Annotated in this window: 1 protein-coding gene; it reads left to right on the plus strand. The window is 69.1% G+C overall.

What is annotated here, in order from left to right; all coding sequences use genetic code 11:
• Positions 1–21 precede the first annotated feature (21 nt).
• The coding region (locus tag AQI88_RS42300) for a zinc-binding dehydrogenase (protein WP_159050616.1) at positions 22–1,789 on the plus strand (1,768 nt) is incomplete at its 3' end.

The raw sequence follows: 1,789 nt of genomic DNA on the forward strand, positions 1-1,789 counted from the left end.
CTGCCGTTTGCGTGGACGGGTGTGGAGCTGCACGCCGGTGGGGCGTCGGTTCTGCGGGCTCGGCTGCGTCGTGATGGGCAGGGCAGTCTGACGTTGACGGCGGCGGACACCGCGGGTGCACCGGTGGTCTCGGTGGCGTCGCTGATTACTCGTCCGGTGTCGGCAGATCAGTTGCAGGTGTCTGATGCCGGTGTGGCTGATGCGTTGTTCAGCGTGGACTGGGCTCCGGTGGCGGAGGTTGCGGTTCCGGCTGGGGACTGGGTGCTGGTTGGAGCGGATCGTTTCGCGCTGGCCGACGGGCTGGACACGGCCGGGGTGCCGGTCCGCGTGTTTGCCGATCTGGCCGGGGTTGCTGCTGCGACCGAGGCGGGCGAGGTTGCTCCGCAGGTGGTGGTTGTCTGTGCGGATACGGACAGCAGTGGTGATGCGGCTGAGGCGGCTCGGTGTGCTGTCGGTGCGGTGTTGGGTCTGGTGCAGGTGTGGATGGAGGAGCAGCGGCTGGAGGCGGCCCAGTTGGTGGTCGTTACCCGGGGTGCGGTGGCCGCGGTTCCGGGTGAGGGTGTGACGGATCTGGCGGCGGCTGCGGTGTGGGGTCTGCTGCGGTCGGCGCAGTCGGAGAATCCGGGACGCCTGGTCCTGGCCGACCTGCCCGCGACCGGCGACGGTGACCACATAGCAGTACTGCCGACTGTGCTCGGCAACGGCGAGCCGGAACTGGTCATCCGTGGCCAGAACGTCTTTGGCCGTCGGTTGACGCGTCCGTCGGGTGATCTGGTGGTGCCTGATGGGCTGTGGCGGCTGGAGGGTGATGAGGGCGGGTCGTTGGAGGGGCTCGTGCTGGCCGAGGCACCGCAGGCCGGGGAGCGGTTGGAGGCTGGGCAGGTTCGGGTGGCGGTCCGGGGGGCCGGGCTGAACTTCCGGGATGTGCTGATCGGGCTGAACATGTATCCCGGTGGCGGTCTGATGGGCAGTGAGATTGCTGGTGTTGTGACGGAGACGGGTCCTGGGGTGTCCCGTCTGGCGGTGGGGGACCGGGTGATGGGGATCGCGTCGGGCGGGTTCGGCCCGGTGGTGGTCACCGATGCCCGACAGGTGGTGCGGATTCCGGCGGGGTGGTCGTTCACGAGTGCGGCGTCGGTGCCGGTGGCGTTCCTGACGGCGTGGTACGCGCTGGTGGAGCTGGCTGGTGCTCGTGCTGGGCAGAGGCTGTTGGTGCATGCGGCTGCTGGTGGTGTGGGGATGGCGGCGGTGCAGATTGCGCGGCATCTGGGCTTGGAGGTGTTCGCGACGGCGAGCCCGGCCAAGTGGCGGGTGCTGCGTGAGGCGGGTCTGGACGGGTCGCACATTGCCTCGTCGCGTACGGCTGGTTTCGAGGCGGAGTTCCTGGCTGCGACGGGCGGGGCCGGGGTGGACATTGTGTTGAACTCCCTGGCTGGGGAGTTGACGGATGCGTCGCTGCGGTTGCTGCCGCGTGGTGGGGCGTTTGTCGAGATGGGTCGTACGGATCTGCGGGAGCCGGAGATTTTGGCCGGGGAGCATCCGGAGGTCTTCTACCGGCCGTTCGACCTGGGTGAGGCCGGGCCGGAGCGGATGGGGGAGATGCTGGGCCGGGTGGTTGGTCTGATGGCGGCTGGTGAGTTGTCGTTGCTGCCGGTTCGGGTGTGGGATGTGCGGCGGGCGCGGGAGGCGTTCCGGTTCATGTCGCAGGCCCGGCATACGGGCAAGCTGGTTCTGGCGATTCCGTCTGGTGTGGCCGGGTCTGGTCCGGGTGGGCGGACGGCGTTGGTGA

It is taken from the genome of Streptomyces cellostaticus, assembly GCF_001513965.1.
Lineage (GTDB): Bacteria > Actinomycetota > Actinomycetes > Streptomycetales > Streptomycetaceae > Streptomyces > Streptomyces cellostaticus.